Here is a 25,023-nt window from a genome sequence, read left to right as displayed (position 1 = left end):
AATATCAAGATAGAATAAATTTAATTTGATTGATTGAATATCATTGATTGGATTTCATTACAATTTGATGCCATTTTTTGATGTAATAAATTGATAAGACTTATAAGTTGATTGCGGTTCTGAAAAGAGGTCTTTCATGAGTAGTTGTCAGGAGCCAAACTGCACGGAACGCTCAACGGTGGCGTTACCGGACGGATTCCCCGATCACTTGCCCAGTCTCACGATCGAGCTGCTGTGGGACATTTTAGACGATCGATTAGAGGATGACCGGGTGAATCAACTGCTGTGGCATGGGTTGGGTTACCAATGGGATCCAAACACCCAAGCTTGGTTGGCTCCGGCGGACTGGCAAGGGGATTATCCAGAACCGCCGAACTTTATTGAAAGCCGCCCAGCCACGGTGAAGCTGACTCGATCGATTCCCGCCGAGAATAAGCAATTGCTGAAGGAATATTTGGGCTTCAAGGGCTACAAGGTGGGGGAATTAGTGCCCCGCAAAACCCGACGGGCAACGGCGGTTAATTGGCTGTTGGGCTATCTGAAAGCACAGAACTTGTTACCAGTGCAGCCACCCGATCGCCCTTCTGCCCAGGATTCATTACAGTCAGCCAATGGCGAAGACGCATGATTCAGCCTTGAGGCGCTTCCTAGGCGTTAGGTGGCTGAGGTGGCTGGTGGGAATCGGTTTCGATCGGGCTTGCGGGCGTGTCGATCGCGGGGGAATCTTCATCCCACAGGTCGATCGGATCATCATCATCCGTCGCAGCATTCTCTGGGGCGGCGGGCAAATTCCCAGCGGGGCGATCGCGCTGGGGTGACTGACTTTCCTGGGTCAGGCGATCAGCTCGATCGCGCATGGTTTCTGTCAGCTCCGTGGCGCGGGTGCGGGCCGTGTCCGCCAAAGACTTGGCCCGATCGCGGGCTTCCCGGGCCAAATCTGCAAACCGACTGCGGGCCGTTTCGGCGATCGGCTTCGTCTTTTCCTGCACTTGGCGCAGGGTGGTTTGCACCGAAGTTTGCACCGAATCCAAAGCCTGATCCCAAGCGGCCGTCAAAGGAACCGCCTCGGCCGCCTCGGCCGCCTGGGTCACCACCAACAGCCGCTTGGGCCCGCCGCTGATGGCCGCTCCGGCCGGCAAGCTATAGGCCACATCCGCCACGCCTTCACGCCGGAAGAGGTAGCGATCGACCCGGCCCACGGCTGGATCCAACTCCAGATCCACCACCGTACCAATTCGATTGCCGCCGTCAGTCCAAACCTCGTGACCCACGAGGTCAAAGGCTCCCTCCGGCTGTTGCAGGCTCTCCCCTTGGGTCCCCAGATCCACCAACACGCTATCGGCCCCGATCGCCACCACCTGACCCCAGGCACAGGCTCGCAACGGGCCACCCAGCGGCAACTTCAGGGACAAATTCAGCGGCAACGGCCCCGATCGAATCACAATTCCCAACACCCGGGCTGCTCGCGGATCCACCCACAGGGCGGCCACATGGCCCAGAGTTTCCGTAGTGGCGCGATCGAGCACCAAGCGGCCCAGCAGTTGGCTTTGGCGAATAAACGATGCTGTCGCAGACATGGGAGTTATCCAAACGGCCTGAAAGTTGCGTCGATCCTAGCCGATGATCTTCGCCAATTTCTGATCAAAAATTCCTGATCAACACGGTTGCACTTTCACCCGAGACCCTGGCATCCCAGCCAACCGCCGCGATGGCTCAGGTTGCCAAGCGTCAGTTCCAGAACAAAACTTTAGCAATCACCCTTGGGGAAAACAGGAGTATTTTGGGTGCATTGATGAGGGTGACCTAATTTGCCACCCTGCCCAAGACAATTGGGTTATTTTTCTAACACTGACTATCCTAACTTTTGCGGAATCAAAAACCCGAATCATCGGTTAAGGTCTAGTCCAGAATAGCCGATTCCCAATCTGGTTTTTGCTGGAATTTTAAGTATCCTTAAGCCAAGATCAAATCTTGCACAATTTACCCTTTTCAAAATCAAGGGACTCATGTTGTTATCATCCTGGGATTCTTGTGATCTCTGGTGGACTAACTCGCCGTAATTTCCAGCAAGCCAAAATTCTTTCTCATGGGTTAGTATAGTCATTTAAGGTAATTTTTCAGCGGTTGACTAGGTGAATCGAACTTTCAACTAATCTGAGCCATCAAGGGCAATTTCTTGCCCGCTCAGCACACTTACAAAACTTATAAAACCTCAGTTCCATAAGTTGATATCAATAGAATTATCAATATGAGTTCAAGCGATCGAGCAAAGAACGCTGTGATATTTCTAACACTTCAGTAGATCTACTCGATTAGTAGGTAGATAGCGTTACAGATCATCAGTCGCTGATAGTGTTAATACCAGTTGTAAGCGATTGGTTAGGCAACGGCGCGATCGAACTGCGATCGGGCCCCGATTGTGATCGCAGTCGAGGATTGCAAACCGGTCGATCGCACCATTGCAGTCAGGTCATCCACCGTTGAGCGATTGGGATGCCACTACCCACCCATGCCCCAAATCAAACCGACCATTTCCGACCCAAGCCGCTGCCTCCAGTCTCCCCGTCATTTCCCAAACCGCTAGGACAAGGGCCCCTGAACGCGCCTGAATTGCCCCGTCAGTCCCGCATGAGCCTATGAATCTTCAACAGCCACGCTGGCGAAAAATGCGGCTCCCTCGTCGGATCCAAGGCCTTTGGCAAAGGATTTCGCTGTTGCGGCATGGCCAAAATCAGCCCGATCGATCTGTGGCCAATCGATCTGCGGCCATCAGCCTGTTTTGGGTGTTGACGGTTCCCTTTGTGGTGCAGGTGGTGGGGGCGGTGGGCTTGGTCGGCTATTGGTCTTACCGCAGCGGCCAAACCTCCGTAGAAAATTTGGCCAATCGCCTGCTGGATGCTGTGGACCACCGGGTGCGTGATCATGTGGATAGTCTGCTCAGCAAGCAACAACACACCTTGGCCGCCAATGGTCGAGCGATCCAAGGGGGCAAGTTGCCGTTGGATAACTCCACCCCTTGGCGCGATTATCTGTGGCAACAGATGGCCACGGATCCCAGTCTGGTGGCGACCATGTTTGCCAACGATCGGGGCTTGCTGGTGGGCTATGTGCGATCGGTCAATTTGGAGTTGCGCCAACAAATTGAGCAGTTGACGGGCAAATCCTATCCCGTAGGTACACAGTTCCTGGCAGAGGCCAGCCCCAACCTGCCCAACCAGCGCCTCTATTCGCGTGTGAATGACCAAGGGCAACCCTTGGAAGCCGCCTATCAAATTACCGATGATGTGCGACAAACGGCCTGGTTTCAACGGGCCCAAAATAGTCGCCAGCCCACTTGGTCACCGGTTTACACCCATCGCGTGATTCCAATGTTGGGCATTGATGCATTGTTGCCAATTTATGATGGCAATCGCAATTTTCGGGGCGTTTTAAGCCGCACGGTTTTATTGTCGGGGTTGAATACCTTTCTCAATCAGTTGCAGATTTCGCCCCGAGGTCAGGCGTTTATTGTGGATCGATCGGGCAATTTGGTGGCCACTTCAACCCTGGAATTGCCCTACATTCAGCAACCCAACCAACCCTATCCCACAAGATTATCGCTGGCCCAAAGTCGTAATTCAGAAACCAGGGCCATTGCCCAGCAACTTCAACAAAAAGATCCCCAATGGCAAGCAATTCAAACGGAACAACGGTGGCGATTAGCCTTTCAAGATGGCGCGTTGTTTACGAAAGTCACCCCCTACCAAGATGCCTATGGATTGCATTGGCTTGTGGTCACGGCGGTTCCGGAAGCCGATTTCATTGGTGAGATTGAGGCTAATCATCGCCAAAATCTTTGGTTTTGTTTGTTGGCTTTGGCAGGTTCCTTAGGAACGGGCACTTGGACGGCCAAACGCTTGAGCCGATCGCTGCGAAATTTGACAGAAGCAACCCGGGCGATCGCCGCCGGCCAACATGCCAACCCCCTGCCCAAAACGCGGGTGGCGGAAGTGAATCGCTTAACCCAAGCCTTTCAGCAAATGGTGGGAGCCTTGCAAGCGGCCGACCAACTCCGCCACACCTATGCCCGTGACCTGGAGCAACAGGTGGCCCAGAAAACGGCGGCCCTCACGGAAGCCCAACGGATTGCCCAGGTGGGCAGTTGGGAATTTGATGTGGCAACGGGCACAAGCACTTGGTCTGCGGAACAGTTTCGCATTTTGGGATTGGAACCCGATGGCCAGGAGCCGGGCCACCCTGACCTTTTTGATTTGCTCCCCGAGGCCGATCGCCCGCGATTTGTGGCCACGGTCACGGAGGCGATCGAGCAAGGAATTCCCTACACGATCGAACATGGCATCCAACGGCGCGACGGGTTAACCATCTATCTGATCAGTCGCGGCGAGCCGATTTTTGATCAACAGGGTCGAGTGGTAAAACTGGTGGGAACCATCACCAACATCACCGATCAAAAACGGATGGAACTGGCCCTGCGTCAATCGGAATTAAAATTCGCCACCATCTTTCAAGCCGGCCCAGAGGCCGCCTGGATTGCCAAAGTCAATGATGGTTATTGCTTGAATATTAATGATAATTTCACACGAATTTTGGGTTATTCTCACATGGAAATGGTGGGCAAAACCTGCACTGAAATGCAGCTTTGGAAAGATTTCAATGATTTGATTGAGTTTCGAAATATCGTGAAAGAGCAGGGATGGATTCGCGAATTTGAAACGGAATTTCGCACCAAATCTGGCGAAATTAAAACGGTTCTGCTCTCAGCCACCATCAGCTATTTGGAAGGTCAAGATTGCCTGATTGGCATCCTCAGTGACATCAGCGATCGAAAACAAGTGGAACGGGAGTTACATCAAGCCAAAGAGGCCGCAGAAGTGGCTAACCGCGCGAAAAGTACCTTCCTGGCCAAAATGAGCCATGAACTCCGAACCCCTCTCAACATTATTCTTGGATTTACCAATATTTTGCAGCGAGAAGCGGTTTTGTCACCCACCCAGCGGGACGACTTACAGCGAATTTATCGCAGTGGTGAGCATCTTTTAAAACTCATCAACGAGATCTTAGATCTATCTAAAATAGAAGCCGGTAAATTAACCCTCGCGCCTCAGGTCATTAACCTGCGGGAATTAATGCAAAGTGTGGCCGATCTATTTTTGTTGCAAGCCCAACATAAGGGCCTACAGCTAGATTTACAACTGGCCGAATTATTACCCACCCATGCCCTAGTTGATGGCCGAAAGCTAGAGCAAGTTTTGATTAATTTGATTAGCAACGCCCTGAAGTTTACGCAAACGGGCTTTATTCGAGTGCGGCTACGCTCCCACAACAGCAGCCCAAACCAGTTACCCCCTGTTACGGAAACTTCACCCCCAAATATTCCTGATTTTGAGGCAGTTTCCTCCGGGACAATGACCATTTCTAATGCGGTTGCAGCGAATGGCTCACCAACGGAGCGATCGCCCTCTACGCCCACCCAAACCACCTTACTGTTTGAGGTTCAAGATAGTGGAATTGGCATTGCTCCTGAACATTTGGAAACCATTTTTGATGATTTTGTGCAGGCAACGGATCACCAAGATACCCATAGTGGAACCGGCTTGGGCTTAGCCATTAGTCGGCAACTGGTGGAGTTAATGGGTGGAGAAATCACCGTTGAAAGTCAATTGGGCCAAGGCAGCCTTTTCCGCTTTTATCTCCCTGTTTTGGTGACTCATCAGGCGATGTCGCAAACCAATACGCCGATTCCCCAAATTGTGGGATTAGCGAGCGATCGCAAGGACTATCGAATTTTGGTGGTTGATGATCAAACGGAAAATCGCCAGCTTTTGGTGCGGCTACTGTCCTGTTTGGGTTTGCAAATTCGTGAAGCAAGCAACGGTTTAGAAGCGATCGCCCAATGGCAAGATTGGCAGCCCCATCTGATTTGGATGGATTTGCGAATGCCAGGATTAGATGGTTATGCCACAACGCGAAAAATTCGTACTCTGGAGCAACGGCGTTGGGAAAGTAAGCATCAAGCACCCTTTTCCTTAACCACGATCATTGCCATTACGGCCCAGGGGTCTGCCGATGATCCTTCGCTGGCGATCGCAGCCGGTTGTAATGACTATATGAGCAAGCCTTTTGCCCTCGATGAACCCTTTCAGATGATGGCAAAATATTTGCCCTTAAAGTACCGTTATGCAGAACTCAGAACCGATGCGCCCGATCACTCTGTCAGCTCCCTAGGCGCGATCAACCAGTCACCCACCGTGGATTTATCGGTGATGCCCCAGGCTTGGATTGCCGCTTTACACCATGCGGCCCTTACCTGTTCTGATCAAACCATTACTCAACTCTTGCAACAGATTCCTAGCCCTTATTACGACCTCTTTCAAACCCTGACCCACTTAACGGAAAACTTTGCGTTTCCGGAAATTGTCCAACTGACCCAATCGGTTTTGGATAGTCGATCGAGTGGCGCAACGGGCGATCGGGAACCATCCTCCTCTTCAATCTCTTTCCTGGGTTAAGGGCTAGGTGGTGCGACGGTTCCGGTCATCGAACTGGGCGATGACTGAATGACGGGTTGAGTGGGATCCGGTGCAACAGAATTTTTGCGTCCTGGATCGTCTTCCGTACAAAGGGGTAGTTTTTGGATGATCTCTCGGCTTGTGCCGCGCATCACAGCGCTGGTATCAACACAGGTCGCCATCCGTCCTTGCCCCACTTGGAAGAACCATTCATATTCTGTGAGGGTTTCCGGCCGCGATTTTTGCACACAGATGTTGTATTCCGCAGTGGCTTCCGTCTCCCGTTGTTCTTCACGATAAATTTGAGCCAGCAAGCAATGGGAAAGACCTGTGCCAAGCTGTTTTTCGGGAAAAGATTCATCTTCTCTAATGGCACGTTTCAAGACAGATTCCGCACCGATATAATCTCGTTGCCACCAACGCAACCACCCCAAATTTCGGTAGATTTGATAGCGCTGGTTAGCGGCATCAATGGTTGATAGACCCCTCATGTCAATGCGGTGCAGTGCCAGTTTTAAAAGGGCTTCGACTTCCGAGGTTTGTTGATTGCGAAGTAACGTGTCGGATCGCTTGGTTTTCAGCAACAAAGAGAACTGAACTCGTGCCAATCGACTGAGGGCGATCGGGTCGCCTTGGTCAGCCACTTGCCGATAAGAATCGCCAGCTTCTTTCAGTTGCCCCAGGGATTCATAAACCAATCCCAGCCCCAATGAGGCTTCGTCATTGTTGGGCATCAGAGAAAGCGTTTTTTGATAATTTACACGGGCTTCCTCTAGCTCGCCCTGTTGATAGTGCTGATTGGCGGCATAGTTAAACCACCGGGGCAGACCGTCTTGGGCGGCCCACATGGACAAAGCGCCAAGGGTGATGGAAAAGGCGGCGATCGCCTCGCTATACCACTGGCCGGGAATCGAAAACCTCGCGCAAAACTGTTTGAGGGCCTTGGTTCCTTCGGGGGTGAGCACACCACGCCCCAACACGGCCAGCCCGGTCACCTGGCCAGCGCTGGCCAGGGCTTCTCCTAAGCCAAATCCCCCGATCGAGAAAACCGGCAGGATGGTGCTGGCGGCACTGGCAGTGGCCAGGAGGGACACAACGGACACCCCCCGCCAGAAAATTTCCCGTCGTCGGGTTGCAATTTTGGGCTTGGAGCCTTCGGCTTCAGGAAACCACCACCAGGCGTTAGGGCCAGGATCAAAGGTATCTCGCCAACGGGGCAAGGCTGCAATGGCCAGAAATTTTGAGTCTAGGGTTGCCAGGCGACGATCGAGCGCGTCGATTTCTGAAACGGTGGCGGCTTCCAGTTGCTGATGCTTTGCCAAGTCCTTGAGGATGGCTTGCAAGGTATCTCGATCGCACAGAATGTCGAGTGCTAATTCATCACGAACCGTTGGATCAAGATCTTTTTGAGCAAATCGCTCAAGCTGTTCGGTCAGATGCGCAACTCGCTCCTGAAACGTCGGAGCATCCGAAACTGAAGCAAAGCTCAACTCACTTCTCCCAAAGACGATGACAAACCCTAAGCAATGCTGTTAAGCATGAGTTGGTCTCGTTTACTCATAATGCTGACTCATAATATTACTAATCAACCCTTGGATTAATCAGTAATTTCACGGGGCCGATCGGGCACTGGGCCACCAGTAGTGACTGATCGATCGCCCATCGCGGTAAATTTCGGGGGCTTCCAGGGGGCCCAACAGGATCGATCGCTGCACCACATCGGGTTTGCGCCGGGCCAGCCGATCGGGCACGCCCCACCCATAGACCATGTGGCCACGACCCAAAATGGTCACCACCCGATCGCCCGGCCGTTGCAGCAACCGAGCAATGCCCGCCGCCATGGTTTCGTCCCAAGCGGCCTGAGCGGCCAAAAATCGGTTAAAACGTTCCGTGCGATCGGCACTCCCAGAACTCTGGGCGCTACTTTGGGCGCTGGCTCCATGCTGTTGATGAATTTCGTCATAAATTTCTCGCAGCCAGGCCCGGTAACCCGCCGACCCCAGTTGCAATTCATTGGGCGGGGGCAACCATTGCCAAGCCTCAGCGGGGAGCGCATCCCAGCCCTGGCGACCAATTTGGCGAGTCACTTCCACGGGCAGGTTCAAGGCCACCACGGCCACACCCCGATCGCGTGCCCACCGCAAAATCGGCGCAATAATTTCCCAGTCAAATCCCCAACGTTGGTCAAATTCCGTGCGATCGCGCAGGGTGGCTTCGTCAATCCGCCCTGCCAAGTAATCATCCAAGGCCGACTGGAACGGTTGTTGAAACATTTCCAGCGCAATGACCAACCGGCCGGGCTGACCCTGGCGCGAAAAGTTTTCCACCTGTTGAAAAGTCCTGTGGATAACCTCCAATTTGATCGGCACATCGGCGGATCGGTCGTGAACTTCCCCCAGGTAAATCACTTGCGATCCAGCCAGGTCGGCCCAGAACCGATCAAAAACCCCCGGATCACCCGGATTGATTAAGAGGTCTTGTGCCAGTTGTGGGTTAGGCGTGGCAGGAATGGCGATCGGGGCGCTGACCGGAGCACTCGCCAAAGCGCTGGGGTCAGTCACGGACGGCGACACCACCATCGGGGCTGGTATCGGGGCTGATTCTGCCCAAACAGGAGCGGCCCAGCAGCAGGCGATCGCCCCCACAATCCCCAGCCATTGGCCCAACGGAGGCAGAAACTGCCACAAAAGCCGCTGATTTTGGAAATTCGAGCTATTCCTTGTCAGTTGCATTTCACTGGGCTTCCTGGGGCTGCTAGCAACCGCAACGGGCATGATCTTCAATATTTAGCCCTTGCTAGGAAATTTTATTTAGCCCTTGCTAGGAAATTCCAAAGCAAGGGCAACTGAACTAGCAATTAACACCAACACCACCAAGCGATTAACGCCTGCGGTCAACCTGAACCTAGCTCCGCACCTGCACCGGCATCACCAAATGGGTTGCCTTTGCGCCACCCAAGGGCGTGATCACCACCGGGCTGGTGGGCGTGTTCATTTGAAGCTGAATCTCTGTGGTGGTCAGGTTTTTCAGCGATTCCATCAAGTACTTGACGTTGAAGGCGATGTCGATGTCCTCGCCGGAAATTTGGGCCGATTCGATCGTTTCGCGACCGCTGCCCGCATCTTGCGCATCGGCTGAAATGCCTAGACTTTGGTTCGTTGCGTCGATCGAGAACTTGACGATGTGGTTGCTCTTTTGGTCAGCAATTACCGAGATTCGATCGAGCGCCCCCAGCAACAACTTCCGCTCCACGGTCACCTGGCGATCGAACTGGCGGGGGATGAGCTGGTTATAGGCCGGGTACTGCCCTTCCAGGGTGCGGCTGGTGAGGTAATAATCTCCCCACTGCAAGGCCAACTGCCCCCGATCGCAGTACAGGGCCACCGGTTCGCTCGACTGCTGCGCCGCCAAAATTCGCTCCAGCTCCCGCAGCGTCCGGCCCGGAACCGTCACCGCAAAGGGTTCCACCGTGTCCGTTTCCGTCTCTTCGTCCTCCACCATTGCCGCCCGCACCACCGCCAGCCGGTGGCCATCGGTCGCCGCAAACTCCAGGGAATCGGTCTCCACCGACAGGTGAACCCCGGTCAAAATCTGCTTCGTTTCGTCGTTGCTGGCGGCGAATAGGGAACCGCGCATCCCCTCCAACAGCGCCGCCACCGGCAGGTAAACCGCTTCGCCCGTTTCCACCACCGGCAGGGTTGTGAATTCTTCGGCGCTCATGCCCTGAATCTGGTAGCGGCTGGACTGGGCGGAAATTGCCGCTGAGCAGTCCTCGTTCGCATCCAGCGACACCGTGCCGTTGGGCAGCTTGCCCACAATGTCCGCGAAAAGCTTGGCCGGCAACGTGATTTCCCCAGAATCTTCCACTTCCGCCGGGAAGCTGGTCTGGATGCCCAAGCTGAGGTCAAAGGCGGTCAAACTCACGCGCTGAGTGCCCGCATCGCAGGTCAGCAGCACATTGCCCAAAACCGGGTGCGTCGGCCGTGACGGGACGGCACGGCTGACCAGGGACAGGTTGGCACTCAGGTCGCTTTGGGCGCAAAGCAGCTTCATGGCTTCTGGGGCTTGGGTTTCGGGGCTGTTCTGTGGAAAACGGCGACCGCCGCCGGGGGAAATTTGGCCCCGATGAGCAGCCCTGAGTTTAACCCAAAATCGCCGTTTTGGCCATCGGGAGCAACCCGTGACTTTGCAGCCCGATCGCCTGCTGGAGAGTCGAAGCGCGATCGCAACAATCAAAGCCTAGCTTGGGTTTTAGCCGTTTTCAAAGGGTTCGATCGCCCTCAAGCTTACCGATCGGTGCGGCCTCAAGCACAGCGAACTTTGAGCGCTCAGATCCTGATTCTGTCTGGGTTTTAGCCGTTTTCGGATCCGTCAACCGCTGGGTTTCAAACTCAGCCCAGCTCGAACCCTGTCGTCTCCAGCCCCTAGCGGCCACTGCCTCACCGGTCGGTTGCGATTCCGGCTCGATCGACTAGGCTAAAAACTGGATCCTGAGTTCGAGAGAAACAGACCGTCTCCCCGAAGAATTTTGGCCGTTTCCAAGAAAATTTTTGGGCTGGACTATCTATCTCTTCTTCTCTTTCTTATTTTTTAAATAGATAGTAGTAGTAGGGCCCTGTGGAAATGTGGAAAACTCAAAAAAATCCTTATTTCATGAACCTTTCAGCGATCACACCCTGTGGAAAACCCTGTGGAAAAAGGGGGGGTGTTTTTCCACAGGGTATTTATACCTAGTCAGGTTTTCCACAGACACTTTTTTTTTTCCACAGAAAGAGGGGTATTTTTCCACAGGTTTTCCACAGAATAGGGGTACTTTTCCACAGGTTTTCCACAGGTTTTGCCCCGATCGGGCAGTTTTCCACAAGGGAGTCAGGTGATCACCCCTTACCTGACAAAGCACAATTTGTTATACGATAAAAAGTTTTGAATTTTGCAATTTGCCCACAATTGATGGGTGGCCTAAATTGGGTTTTGAATAATTGATCCAAAATCTGTCAGAGCATATTTTGAATATCGTACATTAATTGGCTGCAAAAGTTACCCGATCGGGAAATGGGTCGATCGGGAAGTGGGTCGATCGAAATTAATCAAAAAATCTTGGAGTCGATCACCCCAGCCGTGATCGACTCGTAATCAATCCGTTCATCAACCCGCTGACCAACTGGTCAACCCAATACACCTGGATCAACCCCAACCACACCGCCCATCCCATCAAGACACTGTGACAGTTGCCCAGCGCGATCGCCCTCGGCTCAAAGGAATTTAAGTGATTTAAGCGTGATCCTGAGGTCGCGCTTCCCTTAATCAGCCGTGGGCGGCTCTGAAGCGCTGGGAGCCGTGCTGGGTTTGGAAACCAGGATTTTATCAACCCGGTTGCCATCCATATCCACCACCTCAAACCGGAAGCCATTCCAGTGAAACGTGTCCGTGGCCTTGGGAATGTGACCCAACGAAGCAATCACGAAGCCCGCCACGGTTTGGTAGCGTCCTTCCCGCTCACCGGGCAGTTCAGCCATATCCAATTCATCGCGCATCCGCTCGATCGCCAACATCCCATCCACCAGCCAGGAACCATCCTCCCGCTGTACCACCTTGGGCGTGTCTTCCTCATCCACATCGGTCAGGTCGCCCACGATCGCTTCGAGCATGTCGTTGATCGTCACCAACCCTTGCACCACGCCGTATTCATCCACCACCAAGGCAATATGCAGACCCGTTTCGCGGAACATCTCCAGAATCCGCAACGTGCCCGTGGTTTCCGGCACAATCAACGGCTGACGCAGGCAGTCCGTTAAATTCAGGGTCTGATTCATCAGGGTTTGGGCCAACAGGTCGTTTACCTGAATGAACCCAACGACCTCATCCAAACTGTCGCGACAGACGGGGAATCGCTGGTGGTGGCTGTTGATGATTTGCTCGATCGTTTCGTGCAAAGGCGCATCCAAATCCAGCCACACCACCTCTCGGCGGGAAGTCATCACGGAGCTGACGGGGCGATCGCCCAGAGACAACACCCGCTCTACAATTTCCTGCTCGGCTTCTTCGACCGTGCCCGCTTCCGTGCCCTGTTGCAACAGCAGCTTAATTTCTTCTTCCGTCACCTGCGGCTCGCTGGAAACCGTGGTTCCGAGCGATCGCACAATCAGATCCGTGGAATGGCTCAACAAATAGACCACCGGAGCCGTAATCCGCGACAACCACCGCATCGGTAGCGCCACATTGGCCGCAATCTGTTCTGGATTGCCTAGGGCCAACCGCTTGGGAACCAGCTCGCCCACCACCAACGAAAGATAAGTAATGCCCGCCACGGTGATTACCACCGACAGGGCCCCGCTCATGGGGGCTAATGGCGGCACGGCTTCCAGGATTGGCCGCAACTCCGCCGACAAAGAAGCGCCCCCAAAAGTCCCCGTGAGGATGCCGATCAGGGTGATGCCAATCTGGATGGTGGATAAAAACTGGTTGGGCGATTCCGCCAGGGCCAGGGCTGCGCGAGCCGCTCGATCGCCCCGTTCCGCTCGGTTTTGCAGGCGCGTCTTGCGGGACGAGACGATCGCCATTTCCGACATTGAAAAAATCCCGTTCGCAACCGTCAAGGCCGCAACGATCGCCAGTTCGGTAAGGGCAGAACTCATACGGGACGAGACAACAACATCGGTGATGGCTTGCCGGCCGGGCAAGAAGCGGGCGATCGCCCAGAGGGGGCAAATTTACACCGTAATCCTACTACTTCTTATCCCGTCTTGCCCCGATATGGCTTCGGCGTTGCCGCTGGCCTGGGGGTGATCGCGCTGCCTGACCGGGCCGAGCGATCGGTGGCAACCGGTTAAATCACCTCGATGACCCAGCCCTCCTCAGCCGTGGGCGGCTCAAAGAAGCGCGTGACTTCGTGAAACATCGCCTCCGTGTCAAATTGGGCGCGATCGGGTTGTTCTTGGCGGCGCTGGGCAATGCGGTATAGACAGGTTCGATCGTCCACATCCAAATAGATGAACCGATAAGCCAAATCATGCTCGCGGATCAGCTCTTGGAACCAAGCCCGCTGGGTTTTTGTATTAGCGGGAAAGTCCATCACGACTGAGAGTCCCGCCTTCAGCAACGTTGCCAAGTGCTGTTTAAGTAAACCTTTCAAGCGGCGAGAATACTGGATATAGTCTGCCAATCCTTGGATTTCCTGGGGATAAAGCTGACTGAGCCAGTCATCTTCTGAAATTAAAATCGCGTTTAACGCTTGGGCAATTTGGCGTGATCGGGTGGATTTTCCCGCCCCCATCTTTCCACAAAGAAAGATCAATATGCCTTGGGGTTGCATGGGTTAGTTGCTATCTACAAAAGCCGATAAAGTTCCACGACTTCCCGATCGGGATCCACCATCAGGGCCACCTCAGCGCCCTGCTCTAAATACATGGTGGGTTTGTCGCGCAACTTCACCACCCGATCGCTCTGGGATTTAATTTCCACCACCAAGTTGGGCACAACCTCCGCAAAATATCGAATCCTGCGGGGCATTCTGGCCCGAGAAACATGGGACACATCTGGAGCGGTCAGGTCACTGTTCGGCAAAATAAAGCCACTGCTAGAGTTGAACACCATTCCGAGCCGACGGCGATCGCCCCTCAATCAACCTCAAAACCCATCGGGATGCGATCGCACCAAGCGCCAAAGACCTGACCCCAAACAATAAAGCGAAATCGCCGCCAACAGCGCTCCCCAAAACCAATAGGGCAACCAAAGCTGCTTGGCCATTTGTCCCGTATCCGAGACCATCGCCACACCCTGAATTGTGCAGTTTTCAGTGAACAAATAGTCCAGCCGGGAAAAGGTACTGAGGCAAGCCTGCACACTCAAAAATTGCAGTGCAAAATATTGTACCCAAGGGGATCCATAGAGCGGAATTAACGTGATCGCAACGCCCAAAGCCCCGATCGCCAACACCCCAAACAACGTGCGCACCCACAACAACACCGACAGCAACAGCGCACAACCCAACAAAAACAGCCCCAACTGCACCCGAGGCAAGCGCTTTTGGGAAAGGCGCAATAGCCCGTAGCCGGCCAAAGGCGCACCCAAGGGCCCACCAGCCGACACCAAAGCCCGCCCGATCGGCCCCAACCAAAGCTGGCCGCTGTGTTGAGCCACGCCGCTGCCACTGGGATGGAGTAACAGCGTCTCAAACCGCCCGCCCAGCAACATCGCAGCAACCCCATGACCCATTTCGTGGAACCAAGTCGCCAGAATTGAAAAGGGATACAAAATTTGGTGACCCCACGGCAGTTGCCACAGGATCACCGTCGCGATCGCCGCTCCGATCAGCCACAGGTGTTGGGGCGATCGCACCCAGGGCAAGCCAGCATCATGATTCGGGATGGGGCGCTTAGGATCCGACATAGGCTGGGGGGAGCAAAAATCGTTGAGCCATTGTTGTGATCAAGCTAATCCCAACGTTATGGGAATGTCACTCATCGTAGTCAACAGTAGAATTTTTCAAGAATCTAGATGGCCAATGCGTTTAGCGAGAAACTAATAGAACTTCTGAATGATGTAAAGCAGTTGACGATCTAAATAAATCTTCAAAAATTGCTTTAATGACTGGCACAGATACAGAATTTCCTAGTTGATGATAGGTCGCTATATCATCAGTATGCAACTGAAAGTCATCAGGAAAACCCTGAAGTCTTGCACATTCCCTTGGGGTAATTCGCCTTGGAATTCCGTTCTGTACAACACCTAGACGATGAGAATCGCTAGCAGTGAGTGTAATAGAGATGCTATCAGGATCTAGAAACTTAAATACTTCAAACGACATGTTGCCGCATTTGGGATTGTACTTATTGTCAATGAATCGCAAATAACCTTTGCTCACTAAGTTCTGCAAAAGGTTTTCGAGATTTGGCTGATTCCAGAAGGTTTTAATTTGTTCTAACGTTAGAGCTTTTCCATCTTGATGTGTACCAAAATGCTTTTTGCGGCGATTTTCAATAATGGCATTCATTAAATCTCTCTCTTCAAGAGAGCAATTTCCCTTGAGACCCAAATCCCAGGAATGAATTGAGTTGCCACCTCGATAATCAATCAAACGAAAACCATGCAGAGTTTCTAAAGGTTTGCCATTGAGAGCAAGACGTAATTGCTCCGTGAATGTTTCTGAGCATTGATATCGTGGATCGGGGTTGCGCTCTAAAATATCTCGAACACAACAGTATTGTGATTGATTAAGAAATAAATCAATTTGAGAAAATGTTTTTTTAAATTGATGAGAATCTGGAGTTCCCACATTCGATTGTAGGGTTAACTTGGGTTCATGATCTAAAACACCAACAATGTAAACTCTTACTCGATTTTGTGGAACACCAAAATTTGAGCTATTTAGCAATAAAGTTTTAGTGCAATATCCCAATGCTTCTAATCTTTCGATGACAGTTTTATAAGTTCTGCCGGAATCATGGGTTGTGAATCCTCTAACATTTTCTAATAAAAGAACTTTGGGCTTCTTCTCTGAATTAGAAAGCAGTCTTTCGATTTCAAAAAAGAGTGTACCTCTGGTGTCAGCAAAACCTTTCTGCTTGCCAGCATAGGAAAAAGACTGGCAAGGAAAACCTGCTAAGAGAATGTCATGGGCTGGTAAGTGATCAATAGTTCTAATATCCCCATAAGGCTCTTCACCAAAATTAAGTTGATAAGTTTGCTTGGCTTTTTCATCAATTTCGCTGGAGAAAACACAATCTTCTTGCAGTCCGTGTTGTGCAAGAGCTAGCTCTAGCCCTTTCCTCATCCCGCCAATGCCTGCAAACAAATCAACAAACTTGATCATGCTTGTTCTCTTAAGTAATCTAGATTTCGAATATTTTAAAGATTTTTGACTAAGAATTCGGCTAGCTTCTGAATGCTCTCTGGTGACATAGTAGAAATGAAATCACTGTTTTCCAGAAGAATATTAATAGCACTCTTACGAATTTCGATATTGCCAACCCCGTCAATGACATAACAGATTTTATGATTTTCACTGTGAGCACTTGCCAAAAGAGAAGATGACTCTCGGGCTTTTCTTTCAATAACGCTATTAGTCGTGACTTGAAAACTAACTTCAATGCCACAATATCGATTTTGAGGAGACTGAACAACAATATCGAAGTTCGTTTCTCGTTGATCTTGAGTGTGCGAGACCCGTGGTAGAGACGAATCTTTGTGTAGCTCCCAATTGGATGGAAGCAAAGCTTTAAGATGGTTCAAGACATAATCTTGAGCCAGATGTCCAAGATCATTAGAAGTTGCACCAGCAACTTGACGACTCACTCGAAGATAGTTTTCTTTTGCAAAATTATCTAAATCTTGACATTTACCGAGTAAAGATCCGAGAATACATTTTTCTTTAATATCGCCTGGTAAGGTATCGCAAACTGCAGACGAGCTAAATAGTAGCAACATGGCTACATCTTGCATAATATCTGTTATTTTTCGATCAGACTTATCTTTGGTGAGAAGGCTTTGAGCATCAACACTTAAAGCTGAATTACTCAATGAGCATTTTGTTTGAATTTTTTTAAATGAGTATTCTTGAATTTGTCCCTGCCACTCAAATTTTAAAACTCCGTTGGGAAAATACCGAGATAAAGGGGGCAGCTTATTTAGTGCTTCTCCTCCTAAATCACTAGCAACCATCAAATGTTTTAGAAATAAGGAGCCTGATAGAAGACGGCTCTGTTCGAGTCCGCCAATCCAAGCTTCTGGGTGGCTGTCACAAACTTTCAGCAACGAGATGAAAGCGTCTTGAGTTTTTAAAAGAATTGGAAGTGTGCTTTTATGACCTGCTAGTTGAAGCAACTCCGTTGGCCAGTGGAGAATTGCTTCAGCTTGTAGGTCTGCTAGGGTTCTGTGCTTTGAGGACATTGCTCCCATCAAGAGTTGCTAACTTAGACACTGCAACGGCATGAGGAGAAGGGCAAAAGCTTATCGCCCCATGCCGTTGCTGGCTAATCCTAGCTCACGCTCGCCGGTAAGCGCAGGTCGATCGCCTGGGATTGGATATCGAGCAGGGTTTCGCCGTTGTCGGCGACATCCACCAACACCCGATCGCCTCCCTTGATCCGACCCGACAGAATCGCTTCTGCCAGGGCATCTTCCAGCAGTTGCGTCACCTTGCGGCGCAGCGGGCGGGCCCCCAAGCTACTGTCGAAGCCCTCATCGGCTACCTTGTCCTTGAAGCGATCGCTCGCGGTCAGGCGAATGTCTTGCTCCACCAGCCGATCGGCCACTTGTACCACCAACAGATCGACAATTTGCCGCACTTCCGATTTTTCCAAGGGGCGGAACACCACCACCTCGTCCAAGCGGTTCAGGAACTCGGGGCGGAAGAAGTTTTTCAGCTCGTCGGTGATGCGATCGCGGATTGCTTGATAACGACCCTCGGCGCTGTCGCTGGCGAGGCCAAAGCCCAGGTTCGCGCCGCCCTTGGCGATCGCCTTGGCCCCCAGGTTCGAGGTCATCACGATCAGCGAATTGCGGAAGCTGACGACGCGCCCTTGGGAATCCGTCAGCCGCCCTTCATCGAGCAACTGCAACATCAGGTTGAACACGTCCGGGTGGGCCTTTTCCACCTCGTCAAACAGCACCAGGCTGTAGGGACGACGGCGCACCGCTTCCGTGAGCTGGCCGCCATCGCCATAGCCGACGAATCCCGGCGGGCTGCCGATCAGCTTCGAGGTGGATTGGGGTTCCATGAATTCGGACATGTCGATCCGAATAATCGACTCATCGGAACCGAACATGAAGTTAGCCAACGCTTTGGCTAGTTCCGTTTTGCCCACACCCGTGGGGCCGAGGAACAGGAAGCTAGCGATCGGGCGCTCCAGGTTCCGCAGGCCGGAGCGGGCCCGGCGCAGGGCCTTCGAGACCGCTTCGATCGCCTCGTTTTGCCCAATCAACCGCTCGTGCAACTTCGCTTCCAGGTTCAGCAGTTGCCCCACTTCCGCCTCCGAAAGCTGCGTCACCGGTACGCCTGTCCAGAGGCTGACGATTTCAGCGATGTCTTCAGCGGTAATCGTTGGGCGGGGGCGCTCGGTGGCGGGGGTTTGACGGGCGATCGCCAATTCTTCCGTGATTACCAATTCCCGATCGCGCAGTTTGGCCGCCGTTTCAAAGTCTTGGTTTTCCACGGCTTGCTCTTTTTCCTCCACGGTTTGGGCCAGTTGCTGCTCCAAATCGCGGATGTGAGCGGGCTTTTTGCCAACGCTGACGCGGGCCCGGGAGCCAGCTTCGTCGATTAGGTCGATCGCCTTGTCGGGCAAGAACCGATCGGCAATGTAGCGATCGGCCAAGGTGACAGCCGCCGCGATCGCCTCATCGGTCATCAGCACGTTGTGGAAGGTTTCATAGGTGCTGCGGAGGCCGCGCAAAATCTCGATCGCCTCGGCTGGGGTCGGCTCACCCACCTTCACCGGCTGGAACCGCCGCTCCAGGGCCGCATCCCGCTCAATATATTGGCGGTACTCATCCAGCGTCGTCGCACCCAGGCATTGCAACTGACCGCGCGCCAGGGCCGGCTTCAGCAGGTTGCCCGCCGACAGGCCGCCCTGCATGCCGCCCGCGCCCAGCAGGGTGTGGACTTCATCAATGAACACAATCACGTTGCCGGCCCGCTGCACTTCGCTGACCAGTTCCTTCAGCCGCTCTTCAAAGGCTCCGCGATATTGCGTGCCCGCCAGCAACCGCCCCATATCCAGGGAATAGACTTGCTTATCGAGCAGGGTTTCCGGCACATCGGCCAGGGCAATTCGCTGGGCCAAGCCTTCCGCGATCGCGGTTTTGCCCACGCCCGGCTCACCAATCAGGATCGGGTTATTTTTGGTGCGGCGACCCAGGATTTGCACCACGCGCTCAATTTCCCGATCGCGCCCCACCACGGGATCAAGCTTGTCCTCGATCGCCGCTTGGGTCAGGTTGGTGCAGTAGGTGGCCAAAATGTTGCCGCTATCGGTGCGATCGCCCGTGGACTCTCGCCGGGACTCGCCCCGATCGCCCGCGGCCACCGCCGCCGTTTCCCCCAGCAACCGAATCAAGTTGATCCGCAATTGATCGGGATCCACATCCATACTCCGCAGCACCTTCACTGCCGAGTTGTCCCGATCGCGAATAATCGCCAATAACAAATGCTCCGGAGCCACCACCTTTTGCCCCTGTTGACGCGCTTCGGCCAAGGCCGCCTCAAACAGGGCCTTCACCTTGGGCGTAAAAGGCACTTCGTCCGGAACCATCCCCGCGCCGCGACCAATCAGCGCTTCCACCCGGGCCCGGGCCCCCTCCAGGGTGACCCCCGCCGCCGCCAACAACTGAGCCGCCGGGCTGGACTGTTCACCCAACAAACCGAGCAGGATTTGCTCACTGCCCACAAGGCGGTGGCCCAAGCGGCGAGATTCTTCCTGGGCGAGCAAGATGGCTTGGATGGCGCGATCGGTAAAGTACTCAAACATGGTGCAGAGAGGGGCAAGAGGGCAAGATTACGCAGTTGGACGGGGTTGGCTCGTGGTGGCGGAGCAATCACCAAAGGTCATCATGGGCAGATTGCAGTGAGCAGACCAAATGAACAGACCAAATGAACAGACCAAGGGATCCAAATAAGCCAGATAAATGGATCCATGGACAGATCCCGGGGATTCGTCATCAACCAAGTCAACAGCCCAACAATGGGCTAGCAACAGGCTCACAGCGGCTCCTTAGCCCCAAATCAGTACCGATGTTTTGAGCTAGGGGGTGGGAAACTGTGAATAAATGTTTACAACCTTAAAACTAATCTAAAGGATTCTGTATAGCCTGGCGCGATCGCGCGGGTACGGGAATTGCGACAAGGGTGGAGGTCATGGGGGGCAAGACCCCTCATAGAGGTGTTAAAGTGCTGGAATCCAAAGGCTGGCATCCCTTCCTGAGCCACGATCGCCCTGGTTGGTGAACAATCCGGCCGGGTTTGATTTCCCCCCAACCGGCCCCAAACCGGCGGCATGAGCCTTGGTTTGGTCATGATTGGGTTTTGATTGGGTTTTGATCAGGCATAGATCTCGCGTTAGTCGTTTTTGATTTACGTCTTCATGTCGATTTACGTCAATTCACGTCAATCGGCATCCCGATCAAGCCCCGCATGGGCGGGTATGGTGATTCACGATGCATCCTCTGGTCGGGCTGGGCCAAGAACACAGAACACCCATGGGTCAGGTTTCTTTTGATCGTCTCTACCGCTATGCGGAACTGTCGGAGATTTTGCAGAGCTACGCGGCCGCATTTCCGCAGCTTGTCCAATTGGCATCGATTGGCCGCAGCTACGAGGGCCGGGATATTTGGTTACTAACCATCACCAATAGCGAGACGGGGCCCGATCGCCACAAGCCAGCCCTCTGGGTGGATGGCAATATCCACGCCACGGAACTTGCGCCTTCCACGGCCTGCCTCTATCTCCTCGACTTTTTGACAAAGCACTACGGCAGCGATCCGGACGTTACCCGCTGTCTGGATTCGCGGACGTTTTATATTTGCCCTCGCGTGAATCCCGACGGAGCGGAGCTGGCCCTGGCCGATCGCCCCAAATTTGTGCGATCGAGCACTCGACCCTATCCAGGCGATCACTTGGCGGGCAGCCCCAGCGAACTGCAAATGGAAGATATCGATGGGGACGGGCGAATTCTCTGGATGCGCGTGCCTGATCCCAATGGGGCCTGGAAAGTATCCGATCGCGATCCCCGGTTGCTGGTGCGGCGCGACCCGATCGAAACGGGCGGCACTTACTATCGACTGCTGCCGGAGGGCCGGATCGATCGCTACGATGGCGCGACGATCGCCACGCCCCGCCCGATCGAAGGGTTGGATCTAAACCGTAATTTCCCGATGCAGTGGCGACCGGAACCGGAACAGACCGGCGCGGGCAACTATCCCACTTCGGAGCCGGAAACGCGGGCGATCGCGGACTTCATTGCCCATCATCCCAACCTGAACGCCGCCGTGGCCTTTCACACCTTTGGCGGCCTGCTGTTGCGTCCCTACAGCCACGCCACTGATATGGAACTGCCCCAAGCGGACTGGCTGAATTACCGGGCGATCGGGCAAAAGGGCACAGAACTGACGGACTACCCCGCCACCAGTGTGTTTGAGGGCTACTGCGACCATCCGAAAAACGTGATGACCGGAGCCTTTGACGATTGGTGCTATGAGGAGCGGGGGCTATTTGCCTGGACGGTGGAGCTGTGGAACTTGCCCCAGGCGGCGGGGGTGAAAACGCCCAAACTGCTGGAATGGCTGGACGACCACCCGATCGAGGAAGATTTGGCGCTGCTGAAGTGGAACGATGAGGTGCTGGACGGGCGCGGCTATGTGGATTGGTACGCCTGGGAGCATCCGCAACTGGGCAAGGTGGAACTGGGCGGCTGGAACCAAATTTGCACCTGGCGCAACCCACCGGCTCACCTGCTGGAGCGGGAAATCGAACGGTTTCCCCGCTGGCTGCTGTGGCAATTGCTGATTTCGCCGCGTCTGGAACCGGTGAAGGCCACGGCACAATCCTTGGGCGATCGGCTGTTCCAAGTGGAATGGGTGGTGCAAAACACGGGATGGCTGCCGACCAATGGCACGCAAAAGGCGATTGAAAAGGGGGCGGTGCAACCCTGCCGCGCGGCGATCGCTCTACCGCCGGGTGCGGAGCTGATCAGCGGTCAACCGGAAGTGAGCTTGGGTCATCTGGCGGGGCGATCGCACCAACCGACTACGCCCTATTACGACCACATGGATCCGACGGACGATCGATCGCGGGTGGTCTGGCTGGTGCGTGGTGAACCGGGAATGGTGGTGGAGCTAACGGCGCGGGGCGATCGGGCGGGTCAGGTACAACGGGCGATCGTCTTGCCGAGTTCGTAAACCCTGATCAGTTCAGAAGCGTTGCTTTCGGGTGGCGATCAGTTGATTTGTCCTCAACAAGGCCATTAACTGTATCCCACAGGATACAGTTAGCAGTATGTTTGAAATTCGCCAAACGGAAACTTATGCGCAATGGTTTAAAACTTTGCGCGATCGCCAAGCAAAAGCGCGCATCGATATTCGCATTCGTCGGTTATCGATGGGCAATCCGGGCGATGTGAAGCCAGTGGGGCAAGGTGTATCAGAACTTCGGATCGACTACGGCCCAGGCTATCGAGTGTATTTCGTCCAACGAGGGGAAACCTTGATTATCCTTTTGGCAGGAGGGGATAAGCGTACTCAGGAACGAGACATCAAAACAGCCTTAGATTTGGCGCAAGACCTATAGGAGGTTTCTATGGCGATCGTTCAAACTCATTCTTGGGATGCAGCGGATCATTTGGAAACCAAGGAAGATATTGCTGCTTATCTGGAAGCTGCTCTTGAAGAGGGTGATCCAAGCCTAATCGTGGCAGCGTTGGGAGATATTGCCCGTTCTAAAGGGATGACCCAGATTGCTCGTGAAACAGGGTTAGGACGTGAAAGTCTCTACAAAGCTTTGTCACTTGAAGGTAATCCGGAGTTTGCTACGGTTCTCAAAGTTTTACAGGTGCTTGGGTTACGTCTCCATGTTGTGCCCATTGCCTAACACTGCGTTGGTTCTGGTGGGCGATCGGGCTGGCTGGGTTCCACGGGCGATCGTCTTGCCGAATTGATAGATCCTGATGATGCCAGAAGCTACGATCGAAAGATGAGGGTGTCATCCTGTTGTTAAGGTCTAAGTATTAAACTTCAACCCCAGTGACAGTGTGATACTGATTGATAGAGGAGATTACTATGGGCACATTATTCGAGCAGGAACCACGGAACTACCGTCTCATTTCTTCAGGTGATTTGAGATCATTCTTGGAGAGTGCAACACGCCTAGCAAAGGAGTTCAACATCTCTGTTTCCGATGTCATTCAAGCCAAAAAGGCGTTGGAAATGGAGAGACAAAACTCACTCTACGCCGCTAACGGTGATGCATTTGATGAGCAACTAAGTGGGTTTGGGGAAATTCTCCAGGACGTAGTATCAGCTATCGAAAGCCTCAAACAGAATGAGTAGCTATACTAGCCAGTAGGGTGGGCATTGCCCACCTACACCTATAGCCCGTAGTGAAAGCAATCCAATCAAACTATATGGAAGATTTTAAGTTTTTACGCAAACTCGGTGTTGATCCTGATGTTGCGAGTCAGTATCAAATACTATGCCTTCCCGAAAACATTGAGAATCAAGGACAAACTACTCAGTTCACAGATTCAAACGAATCCATCACTTTGAGCAAACTTCTTAAAGAAGAAGGCGTTAAGTGTGCAAATTCCTATGATCTTGGACTAAACGCTAAGATTTCGGAGCGTAGAGGAGTAGATATATGGCTTGGTATCGTCTGGATTCTGAACTATGCAGCATTACCCTTGCTTATTAATGTGGTAGGTCGCTTAGTTGGGGAAAAAATTCAGAAAAAGATAGATGATGCAAATCAACTGAGAGAGTTCCCGAAACTTAGCGATTCTGAAGAAAGAAAAGTTCATGTAAATCTTAAATTTATGAATGGAGAGCGCTCTACAGAAATCAAATATGACGGTGATGCAGATACCTTGCTAGAAATTCTTAAGGGTATTAATGATGAACGGTGATTCTCTGAAGACCATCACAAGAGACTTTAAAGATTATGCATCCGACTTGGTGGGATCATGGCTAGACTTAATGAAAAAAAAGCAATATGACGAAGCAGGTCAACTTTGTATTGACTTTTTAGAGGACTATAGCCCTGCGTTTAGGTCGCGTACTCTTGCAGTGAATGAGGACAGCTATAATGAGTTACTTATTCTGTTAGTCCTTTTTAAGGGGTTGCATGAGTATGTTCAGCTATGCCAAATAACTAAGAATGGAAGCTGGCATGAAGATCATACAACTGTAGAAAATGTTTGGATTAAGTTCTGTGACTGCCGAGAGCGACTTCAATTTTCATCACAATGTTGTCGAAGTGAAGTTGTTGATCGAGTTCTCTCTAGCTTAAATGGGTTAGAAGAATTTTTCCGCAATGCTTTTGGAGGTGGCTCTTATTTCAGCCCTTGTATAGTAGCTGATGCAAGTTTATGTAACATCTGCAATCAAGACTGTAGGGCTTGTTCTCATGTAGCAGGTAGGCTTTACAATGGTAAAATTTGTTCTTATAAGCCAATTAATCCGCAACTTAATCATGTAGCTCTCGTAAAAACACCCAAGGATTTAAGATGTCGGATATGGAGCTGGCACATTAAAAATAATGAGGATGAAAGTATTCAAATCGATAAGGCGTGTATTCTGACATCGTTTAGTGTTGATGATTTTTTGCAAGATTCTGAGATTAGTTTCCGTGACATCTAGCTAGCAGGGTGGGCAATGCTCACCTACACCTATAGTCCATAGTGAAAGCAATCCAATTACCCTACGGGGAGAGGAAATTATTATTTTAAAAATGGATACTATTTTGGCTAGATAGTGGTGGGCATTGCCCACCCTACTGGCCGCGAACTGGATAGCTAAGTTGACCAAAATC

General features: G+C 52.5%; 21 protein-coding genes. 10 read left to right on the top strand and 11 right to left on the bottom strand.

Annotated elements, in window-relative coordinates; genetic code table 11:
• Nucleotides 1–178: 178 nt before the first annotated feature.
• Entirely contained in the window at nucleotides 179–628 is a 450-nt protein-coding gene (locus tag ACZA91_RS08475) for a DUF1823 family protein (RefSeq protein ID WP_463186411.1), read from the top strand.
• 19 nt (nucleotides 629–647) lie between these two features.
• On the opposite strand, the gene ACZA91_RS08470 is transcribed toward ACZA91_RS08475, so the two are convergent.
• Nucleotides 648–1,577: a hypothetical protein gene (locus ACZA91_RS08470; RefSeq protein ID WP_463186061.1), complete on the bottom strand. Its 930-nt coding sequence runs from the start codon at nucleotides 1,575–1,577 to the stop codon at nucleotides 648–650.
• A gap of 1,170 nt (nucleotides 1,578–2,747) precedes the next feature.
• Here ACZA91_RS08470 and ACZA91_RS08465 point away from each other — a divergent pair.
• A complete protein-coding gene (locus tag ACZA91_RS08465; RefSeq protein ID WP_463186059.1) occupies nucleotides 2,748–6,509 on the top strand; it encodes an ATP-binding protein in 3,762 nt (1,253 codons plus the stop codon).
• Here ACZA91_RS08465 and ACZA91_RS08460 read toward each other — a convergent pair.
• The 3 genes from ACZA91_RS08460 to dnaN form a co-directional block, all read right to left on the bottom strand.
• Entirely contained in the window at nucleotides 6,506–7,999 is a 1,494-nt protein-coding gene (locus ACZA91_RS08460; RefSeq protein WP_463186057.1) for a tetratricopeptide repeat protein, read from the bottom strand. The genes ACZA91_RS08465 and ACZA91_RS08460 overlap by 4 nt on opposite strands.
• Nucleotides 8,000–8,119: 120 nt before the next feature.
• Nucleotides 8,120–9,241, bottom strand: coding sequence for a ChaN family lipoprotein (locus ACZA91_RS08455; RefSeq protein WP_463186055.1), 1,122 nt, complete (start codon nucleotides 9,239–9,241; stop codon nucleotides 8,120–8,122).
• A 172-nt stretch (nucleotides 9,242–9,413) separates the two neighbouring features.
• Nucleotides 9,414–10,562: a DNA polymerase III subunit beta gene (gene dnaN, locus ACZA91_RS08450; RefSeq protein ID WP_463186053.1), complete on the bottom strand. Its 1,149-nt coding sequence runs from the start codon at nucleotides 10,560–10,562 to the stop codon at nucleotides 9,414–9,416.
• A 12-nt stretch (nucleotides 10,563–10,574) separates the two neighbouring features.
• Here dnaN and ACZA91_RS08445 point away from each other — a divergent pair, with 12 nt between their 5' ends.
• Nucleotides 10,575–10,865, top strand: a complete 291-nt coding sequence (locus ACZA91_RS08445; RefSeq protein ID WP_463186051.1) for a hypothetical protein — start codon at nucleotides 10,575–10,577, stop codon at nucleotides 10,863–10,865.
• A gap of 944 nt (nucleotides 10,866–11,809) precedes the next feature.
• Here the strand turns inward: ACZA91_RS08445 and ACZA91_RS08440 are convergent.
• On the bottom strand, nucleotides 11,810–13,144 hold the full coding sequence (locus tag ACZA91_RS08440; protein WP_099533444.1) for a hemolysin family protein: 1,335 nt from the start codon (nucleotides 13,142–13,144) through the stop codon (nucleotides 11,810–11,812).
• A gap of 30 nt (nucleotides 13,145–13,174) precedes the next feature.
• On the opposite strand from ACZA91_RS08440, the gene ACZA91_RS08435 reads away from it, so the two are divergent.
• Entirely contained in the window at nucleotides 13,175–13,339 is a 165-nt protein-coding gene (locus tag ACZA91_RS08435) for a hypothetical protein (protein WP_463186048.1), read from the top strand.
• On the opposite strand, the gene ACZA91_RS08430 is transcribed toward ACZA91_RS08435, so the two are convergent.
• The 6 genes from ACZA91_RS08430 to ACZA91_RS08405 form a co-directional block, all read right to left on the bottom strand.
• The gene (locus ACZA91_RS08430; RefSeq protein ID WP_463186046.1) at nucleotides 13,336–13,821 is read right to left on the bottom strand and encodes a P-loop nucleotide/nucleoside kinase family protein; all 486 of its coding nucleotides are present in this window, start codon (nucleotides 13,819–13,821) and stop codon (nucleotides 13,336–13,338) included. The genes ACZA91_RS08435 and ACZA91_RS08430 overlap by 4 nt on opposite strands.
• A gap of 14 nt (nucleotides 13,822–13,835) precedes the next feature.
• Nucleotides 13,836–14,129, bottom strand: coding sequence for a Uma2 family endonuclease (locus tag ACZA91_RS08425; protein WP_463186044.1), 294 nt, complete (start codon nucleotides 14,127–14,129; stop codon nucleotides 13,836–13,838).
• 6 nt (nucleotides 14,130–14,135) lie between these two features.
• On the bottom strand, nucleotides 14,136–14,897 hold the full coding sequence (locus ACZA91_RS08420) for a M50 family metallopeptidase (RefSeq protein WP_463186042.1): 762 nt from the start codon (nucleotides 14,895–14,897) through the stop codon (nucleotides 14,136–14,138).
• Nucleotides 14,898–15,018: 121 nt separating this feature from the next.
• Nucleotides 15,019–16,320, bottom strand: a complete 1,302-nt coding sequence (gene dcm / locus ACZA91_RS08415) for a DNA (cytosine-5-)-methyltransferase (protein ID WP_463186040.1) — start codon at nucleotides 16,318–16,320, stop codon at nucleotides 15,019–15,021.
• Between the two features lie 35 nt (nucleotides 16,321–16,355).
• On the bottom strand, nucleotides 16,356–17,405 hold the full coding sequence (locus ACZA91_RS08410) for a hypothetical protein (RefSeq protein WP_463186038.1): 1,050 nt from the start codon (nucleotides 17,403–17,405) through the stop codon (nucleotides 16,356–16,358).
• A gap of 80 nt (nucleotides 17,406–17,485) precedes the next feature.
• Nucleotides 17,486–19,975: an ATP-dependent Clp protease ATP-binding subunit gene (locus ACZA91_RS08405; protein ID WP_463186036.1), complete on the bottom strand. Its 2,490-nt coding sequence runs from the start codon at nucleotides 19,973–19,975 to the stop codon at nucleotides 17,486–17,488.
• 727 nt (nucleotides 19,976–20,702) lie between these two features.
• On the opposite strand from ACZA91_RS08405, the gene ACZA91_RS08400 reads away from it, so the two are divergent.
• The 6 genes from ACZA91_RS08400 (at nucleotide 20,703) to ACZA91_RS08375 (ending at nucleotide 24,851) form a co-directional block, all read left to right on the top strand.
• A complete protein-coding gene (locus ACZA91_RS08400; protein ID WP_463186034.1) occupies nucleotides 20,703–22,400 on the top strand; it encodes a M14 family metallopeptidase in 1,698 nt (565 codons plus the stop codon).
• 97 nt (nucleotides 22,401–22,497) lie between these two features.
• Nucleotides 22,498–22,788, top strand: a complete 291-nt coding sequence (locus ACZA91_RS08395; RefSeq protein WP_190353633.1) for a type II toxin-antitoxin system RelE/ParE family toxin — start codon at nucleotides 22,498–22,500, stop codon at nucleotides 22,786–22,788.
• Nucleotides 22,789–22,797: 9 nt separating this feature from the next.
• A complete protein-coding gene (locus tag ACZA91_RS08390; protein ID WP_463186032.1) occupies nucleotides 22,798–23,088 on the top strand; it encodes an addiction module antidote protein in 291 nt (96 codons plus the stop codon).
• Nucleotides 23,089–23,276: 188 nt separating this feature from the next.
• Nucleotides 23,277–23,546: a hypothetical protein gene (locus ACZA91_RS08385; protein WP_463186029.1), complete on the top strand. Its 270-nt coding sequence runs from the start codon at nucleotides 23,277–23,279 to the stop codon at nucleotides 23,544–23,546.
• Nucleotides 23,547–23,620: 74 nt separating this feature from the next.
• Complete coding sequence (locus ACZA91_RS08380; RefSeq protein WP_463186027.1) at nucleotides 23,621–24,118, top strand: hypothetical protein; 498 nt, start codon at nucleotides 23,621–23,623, stop codon at nucleotides 24,116–24,118.
• Nucleotides 24,105–24,851, top strand: coding sequence for a hypothetical protein (locus ACZA91_RS08375; protein ID WP_463186025.1), 747 nt, complete (start codon nucleotides 24,105–24,107; stop codon nucleotides 24,849–24,851). Before ACZA91_RS08380 ends, ACZA91_RS08375 begins: the two co-directional genes overlap by 14 nt.
• The last annotated feature ends 172 nt before the right edge of the window (nucleotides 24,852–25,023 follow it).

The sequence above is a fragment of the Limnothrix sp. CMB-01 genome, assembly GCF_055193175.1.
The sequence above is the reverse complement of the archived record's forward strand: the minus strand, read 5'-3'. Positions and strand labels throughout refer to the sequence as shown.